Annotated in this window: 7 protein-coding genes; 6 read left to right on the forward strand and 1 reads right to left on the reverse strand. The window is 74.6% G+C overall.

Features of this window, described 5'->3' with window-relative positions; translation table 11 throughout:
• Window positions 1–231: hypothetical protein (locus HMPREF0731_RS25565; protein ID WP_007004966.1), on the forward strand; the 231-nt coding region annotated here is incomplete at its 5' end.
• On the opposite strand, the gene HMPREF0731_RS14800 is transcribed toward HMPREF0731_RS25565, so the two are convergent.
• The gene (locus HMPREF0731_RS14800) at window positions 212–2,212 is read right to left on the reverse strand and encodes a 4Fe-4S binding protein (RefSeq protein ID WP_007004967.1); all 2,001 of its coding nucleotides are present in this window, start codon (window positions 2,210–2,212) and stop codon (window positions 212–214) included. The two genes, HMPREF0731_RS25565 and HMPREF0731_RS14800, sit on opposite strands and share 20 nt — an antisense overlap.
• Before the next feature lie 81 nt (window positions 2,213–2,293).
• On the opposite strand from HMPREF0731_RS14800, the gene HMPREF0731_RS14805 reads away from it, so the two are divergent.
• The 5 genes from HMPREF0731_RS14805 to HMPREF0731_RS25955 all read left to right on the forward strand — a co-directional run.
• Window positions 2,294–2,992, forward strand: a complete 699-nt coding sequence (locus tag HMPREF0731_RS14805) for a biotin/lipoate--protein ligase family protein (RefSeq protein ID WP_007004968.1) — start codon at window positions 2,294–2,296, stop codon at window positions 2,990–2,992.
• Window positions 2,989–3,546, forward strand: a complete 558-nt coding sequence (locus tag HMPREF0731_RS14810; RefSeq protein ID WP_007004969.1) for a DUF6505 family protein — start codon at window positions 2,989–2,991, stop codon at window positions 3,544–3,546. The genes HMPREF0731_RS14805 and HMPREF0731_RS14810 overlap by 4 nt, the downstream gene beginning before the upstream one ends.
• Before the next feature lie 141 nt (window positions 3,547–3,687).
• The gene (locus HMPREF0731_RS14815; RefSeq protein WP_007004970.1) at window positions 3,688–4,701 is read left to right on the forward strand and encodes a DUF6352 family protein; all 1,014 of its coding nucleotides are present in this window, start codon (window positions 3,688–3,690) and stop codon (window positions 4,699–4,701) included.
• Between the two features lie 9 nt (window positions 4,702–4,710).
• On the forward strand, window positions 4,711–5,241 hold the full coding sequence (locus HMPREF0731_RS14820) for a DUF3305 domain-containing protein (RefSeq protein WP_007004971.1): 531 nt from the start codon (window positions 4,711–4,713) through the stop codon (window positions 5,239–5,241).
• The coding region (locus HMPREF0731_RS25955) for a DUF3306 domain-containing protein (protein ID WP_007004972.1) at window positions 5,238–5,809 on the forward strand (572 nt) is incomplete at its 3' end. The genes HMPREF0731_RS14820 and HMPREF0731_RS25955, both read left to right, overlap by 4 nt.

Raw genomic sequence — 5,809 nt, forward strand, 5'->3', positions numbered from 1 at the left:
TGGGCCGGGCCGGGGCAGGTCGCGCTGCCCGGCGGCTGGTCGGCGCTGCTGCTGGGGCTGGCCGGCTTCGGCCTGCAATACTGGCAGGGCTACCGCCAGGCCGCCCTGGCGGCACCGCCCTTCTGGTGGCTGCTGCTGCTCGGGCCCGGCCTGCTGCTGGGCCGGGCCGGGACGATCCTGTGGCGGGCGGGGCGGGGCGGCAGGGCGCCCCTTACCCCTCCCGCTTCCTGAAATAATCCTCCGTCGTCATCGGCCGCGGCCGGGCTGGCCCCGCATAGGGGTCCACCTGGGCGTTGGTGGCGGCGGAGACGCGGCAATCCTCGCAGAGGTCGAGTAGCGCCAGCTTCGACGCGTCGCTGAACATCCAGTGCCCGCTGGCGCGCAGCCGCCCCTTCACCCGGTCGATCGAGGCGCGGGTGCCGAAGGCCTTGGAACAGGAGGGGCAGATCGCCGGCTCCTCCTGCTTCACCACGCGGCGGGTCGCGGCCTCGGGCGCCAGGTTCAGCCGGGGCGTCAGGCTGATGACCTTCTCCGGGCAGGTGGTGGCGCAGAGGCCGCACTGCACGCAGGCATCCTCCAGGAAGGACAGCTCCGGCCGGTCCGGGTTGGCGGCGAAGGCGCCGGTCGGGCAGACCATGGTGCAGGCCAGGCAGAGGGTGCAGCCCTCCACCGCCACGCTGGCCTCGCCGAAGGGCGCGGCCGCCGGCAGCGGGATCACGGCGGTGGCGGGCGCGGCGGCGTCGCGCAGCGCGGCCAGCGCCGTCTTCAGGATCTCCCGCGGGGCGCCCAGCGGCAGGAACTCGGCGTGGGTCGCGGGCGCCGGGCGCGGCGCGGCGTCCAGCATCTCGCGCAGGGTGAAGGGGTCGTCGGTCTCGATCACCCCCGGCGCGTGCGGCAGGCCGAGGCCGGCCAGCATCGCCTCGGCATAGTCGATGTTGCGCAGCACGCCCTCGGCGCCGTGCGGGCGGCGGGCGGGCAGCAGCAGCTGCACATCCGACGCCCCCCAGGCGAAGGGCGCCACCAGCATGGCCAGATCGGCCGCCGTCACCTCGCCCAGCCGCACCGGCAGCACATGGGCGGGCAAGCCGTTGCCCTGGCGGGAGAGCGCGTCGAGCATCGCCTCGCCGCCCTCGCCATGCAGCAGCAGGGTGGGCGCCTGGCCGCCGGCGCGGTGATAGGCCAGCAGCAGGGCGCGGATGCGGCGCAGCATCGCATCGGTGGGCGGCAGGTCGTATTGCGCCGCGCCGGTCGGGCAGATTGCGGCGCAGGCGCCGCAGCCGGCGCAGATCTCGGCGCTGATCTGCACGCTCTCCTTGCCGGGCGTGATGGCGCCGGTCGGGCAGAGATCCAGGCAGCGCGTGCAGCCGGTGCGCTTGTTGCGCGCATGGGCGCAGAGCCCGGCCTCGAAGCGGATGAAGCGCGGCTTGTCGAACTGGCCGACCAGCTCGCCCGCCTCGCGCGCGATGCGCGCCAGCGCCGCCGCATCGCCGGGGTCGGCGCGGAAATAGCCCTGCCGCACCTCATGCGTCGGGAAGAGCGGCGCCCGCCCGGTCAGGTCGATCAGGATGTCGCACTGGCTGGCGGCGCCGTCGCGCGGCGTGCCCCAGCGATAGGCGGCGCGGGAGGAGGGCGCGGCGGCGGCATAGCCATCCACCACCACGTTGAAGGTGCCGAGCCAGCCGGTGGCGCCGCGGGCGCGGCCGCGCAGCACCGGGTATTCCGCCTGCGGGCGGGGGGCGACCTCCTCCTCCCCGGTCAGCAGCACGGTCAGGTCCAGCCGGTCCTTCAGCAATTCGGCCAGATCCAGCGCCGCCTCGTCGCGGCCCAGGATCAGCGTCACGCCCTGGCTTTCCAGCGGCACCAGCGGCGTGGCCGGCATCGGCAGGGCGGCGGCCTCCAGCAGCGCGGCCATCTTCGGCCCCGCCGCCGCGCCCTGGTCCGACCAGCCGGCCTGCTCCCGCACATTGGCGAAATGCAGCCCGCCCTGGTGGCCGGCCGCCTCCGCCTCCTGGCGGAACAGCGGCGCCTCCTGCGTGCAGCCCACGGTGACGTCGCCGGTGCCCAGCGCCGAGAGGAACCGGTCGAGCTGCCCGCGGCAGAGCTGTTCGGCCGTGGCCAGCCGCCCGCCACAGCCGCGTTTCAGCGCGCCCTCGTCCAGCACCATGCTGTCTTCGCAACTGCAGGCAAAAATCGTGCGGCGGGATTCGGTCATGCATCCTCCGGCCCGCTGCGCCGGCGGGACGAAGCGCATATATCCACGCGAATGCGTGATGACGAGGGAAACGCACGAAATATGCGCGGCGGCCTGCCCCCTTTGCCCAGCCTGTTCACCCCCCTGGCCCTGCCGCCGGGCGAGGATGCGCGGACCCGCGCCATGGCCCTGGCCCCCGAGCAGGGCGGCGGGCTGCTGGCCTGGAGCGCCTCGGACACCCTTCTCCAGGCCGCCCTGGTGCTGGAGCCGGAGGAAAGCCTGCGCGCCGCCCGCGCCGGGCTGCTGGCCGCCGCCAGCGCCGCGGCCGATGCGCTGGTGGTGCTCGGCCCGCCCGAGATCCCGGTGACGCTGCGCTGGCCCGCCACCCTGGTGCTGAACGGCGCGGCGGTGGGCCACCTCGCCCTCGGCGCCCCGCCGGCCACGGCGGAAGATGCGGTGCCGGACTGGCTGGTGGTGGCGCTCTCCCTCGACTGGCGCCACAAGCCCGGCCACGAGCCCGGCAGCACCCCCGGCCACACCGTCCTGGCCGAGGAAGGCTTCCTGGAAGTGCCACCGGAAGAAATCGTCGCCGCCTGGGCCCGCCATTTGATGGCCGGGCTGTCGGAATGGCAGTCGCGCGGCTTCCGCGCCATGGCCGACCGCGTGCTGGCGCGCCTCGAGGTGGAACCCTGGATGGAAGGCGCCAAGCGCGGCCTGGACCCGCAGAGCGGCGCCCTGGTGCTGCGCCGCGAGGACGGCGCCGAGGCCCGCCACCCCCTGCCCACGGGGCCGGACGCATGACCCACCGCCTGCCCCGCACCCTGCGGCTCGACCCCTCCGACGCCGTGGTCTTCTCCCGCGCCGCCGCGCCGGGCGAATGGGCCGTGCCCGGCGGCTTCGATTTCTGGGACGAGGACCCGGCCAGCCTCTCCGGCAAGCGCCGCCAGGAATTCCGCGCCGGCTTCCTCGGCTTGGCGAGCTTCGGCTTCTCCACCCTGGTCGAGGTGGCCGAGGCCAGCCCCGCCGAGCGCGAGGCCGCCATCGCCGCCCTCGCCACCCATATCCGCGCCGCCTATGGCGCCCCGGACGAGGCCGCCGCCCGCGCCGCCGCCCTGGAAGAAATCGGCTTCGCGGAATCCCTCTGCGACCACCCGCCCGGCACCGTGCTGGCGCTGGCCCGCAGCGTCGAGGACGGCCAGGTGCGCGAGCGCTTCCGCACCCTGCACCGGCGCGAAACCCCGCACAGCGATTTCGGCAGCCTTCCCGTCTTCGGCATCGTCGCCGTCGAGGGGGAAGACGAAAGCGTCGAAGAAGTCGATCTGACGAACATCAAAGAGGGAAGGCTGGGGGAATGAATTCCCCTTTTTCTGTCAGGCTGCCGCCGTCCTGTTGCCAGGCGGGCCGCCACACTGGGCCGAAGAGGGAGGCTTCACGTGCAGTGCCTCCCGTCCCGGCCATGACCGGCAGCTGAAAAAAAACGGAAGCTGGAAGAAAAGATGATGGATGTGTGGGTGGCGTCGGGGCATCAGCTCTGTGACCGGGACGAAGCGGGGCGGCTGGTGGCCACGCCGGATCTGTGGCGCGCCTTCCTGGCGCGGCCGGAGCTGGTGCCGCCCGAGGAAGCCTGCGCCGCCGAGCGCGAACTGCATGCCGGGCTGCTCGCCGATCCGCTTAAGGCCGTCACCGTGCCCGCGCTGGCGGATCCGGATGCGGCGGAGAATTGGCAGGTCTTCCTGGCCTTCCGCGACCGGGTGATGGCCCATCCGACGCTGGAGGCCGCCTGGCTGGCCCTCTACCGCGAGGATGTGCGCGGCGTGCCGCCCCTGTTCCTGCAGATGCTGACCCAGCTCATCGCCCGCGCGGCGCTGGAGGGGGAGGAGGACGCCTTCGTCTGGCGCGCCGCCGAATGCCTCTTCCGCCCGCAGCGCGCCGCCATCCACCACGGCGCCCTGCTGCTGGCCGATGAGGAGGTGGTGGAGGCCCGCGCCGCCGATGGCGATTTCGGCGCCCTCGGCCGCCTGCTGACCGAGGCCGGCTCCCCCCCGCGCGAGGTCGAGCTGGACGTGCTGGGGGAGGCCGACCTCGCCCCCTATGCGGCGCGCTCGGACGCGCATGACTACGCGCTCGACATCGCCGAGGGCCGGCCCGGCCAGCTCGGCGTGGCCCGCGCGCTGGAGCGCTTCATCCGCCATGTGCTGGGAGAGGAGGTCTCGATCCGCCCGGTGCCGGTGATCGAGGACCCGGCCTGGACCTGGCATGTCGGGCTGGACAGCGAGGCCACCGCCATCGCCAACGACCTCTGGCACGGCCGCGCGGTGGCGCAGGAGCGGCTGGCGCGCATCCTCTGGCTCGGCGTGCTGGAATTCCGCGAGCAGACGCGCGTGCTGCCGCGTGTCGCCGGCAAGCCGGTCTATCTGGCGCTGGCGATGAACGGCGCCCAGATGCTGCGCATGAAGCCGCAGAACCTGGCCACCGGCCTGCCGCTGATCGCGGCCGGCGCGGCGCAGTAGGAGGGCCCCATGCCCCTGACCGACACGCCCGACAGCCTGCACCGCGAGGTGGCGGTGATCGCCGAGCGCCGCCCCTCCACCAGCCCCTGGGCCGACTGGTCCTGGCGCGCGGTGGAGGTGCTGGAGGACGCGCCCGAAATCGCCCCCTGGACCCTGCTGCGGCAGGAGGAAGGCCGCGCCCTGTTCCTGGCCGGCCGCGCCACCATCGCGCTCCACCCGACCGACACGGACAACTACAAGCACAACCTCGAATCGCCCGAGCCGCGCATCTGGGTGGTGCTGCGCCCGGCGCCCGGCGAGCCCGGCATGGCGCTGCACGCCGTCACCCTCGACCCCGGCGAGGCGCATCTCTACGCCGATGTCGGCCAGGACACGCTGGAAAGCCTGCCCCTGCCGGACTTTCTGCGCGCGCCGCTGGCGGCCTTCGTGGCCCAGCACCACCGCGAGCGCGGCTTCTGGAAGCGCCGCCGCGACCAGGCCGACCCCGAGGCCCTGGCCCGCCGCGCCCCCGGCGACCGGCCGGGGGAGGGGGGCGCATGAGCGGGGAGGGCTTCCTCAGCCGCTGGTCGCGTCGCAAGCGCGGGGTGGAGCCGGAGGCCCCGGAACCCGAGGCCCCGGCCCCCGCCGCGCCGCAGGCCGCGGCCCCGGCCGCCGCCCCACCGGCCGAGCCGGAATTCGACCTCTCCAGCCTGCCCTCGCTGGAGAGCCTGACGGCGGAGAGCGACTTCACCGCCTTCCTGCGGCCGCAGGTGCCCTGGGCGCTGCGCCAGGCGGCGCTGCGGCGCATGTGGTCGCTGGATGTCGGCATCCGCGATTTCGTCGGCCCCGCCGACTATGCCTGGGATTTCAACGCCCCCGACGGGGTGCCCGGCTTCGCCCTGGAGCTTGGCGGCGACGTGAAGCGGCTGCTGGCCCAGGCGATCGGCGCCCCCGACCCGGAGGCGGAGAAGCCCGGCGAGGCCGAGGCCGATTCGCCCGGCGAGGGCGTGGCCATGGCCGAGGCCATGCCCCCGGAAGAGACCGCCGAGGAGACCGGCGAGGCGCCCGGGGCGGAGACCGGCGCGGCGCCGGGGGCCGAGCCGGGGGGGCAATGCCGTGGCGGCGGCGG

Source organism: Pseudoroseomonas cervicalis ATCC 49957, from assembly GCF_000164635.1.
GTDB lineage: Bacteria > Pseudomonadota > Alphaproteobacteria > Acetobacterales > Acetobacteraceae > Pseudoroseomonas > Pseudoroseomonas cervicalis.

What these genes read in the sequence shown, in the direction of transcription:
- HMPREF0731_RS14810 (WP_007004969.1), top strand. Translation starts at nt 2,989, where the DNA reads ATGACCCACCGCCTGCCCCGCACCCTGCGGCTCGACCCCTCCGACGCC.
- HMPREF0731_RS14815 (WP_007004970.1), top strand. Translation starts at nt 3,688, where the DNA reads ATGATGGATGTGTGGGTGGCGTCGGGGCATCAGCTCTGTGACCGGGAC.
- HMPREF0731_RS14820 (WP_007004971.1), top strand. Translation starts at nt 4,711, where the DNA reads ATGCCCCTGACCGACACGCCCGACAGCCTGCACCGCGAGGTGGCGGTG.
- HMPREF0731_RS14800 (WP_007004967.1), bottom strand. Translation starts at nt 2,212, where the DNA reads ATGACCGAATCCCGCCGCACGATTTTTGCCTGCAGTTGCGAAGACAGC.
- HMPREF0731_RS14805 (WP_007004968.1), top strand. Translation starts at nt 2,294, where the DNA reads ATGCGCGGCGGCCTGCCCCCTTTGCCCAGCCTGTTCACCCCCCTGGCC.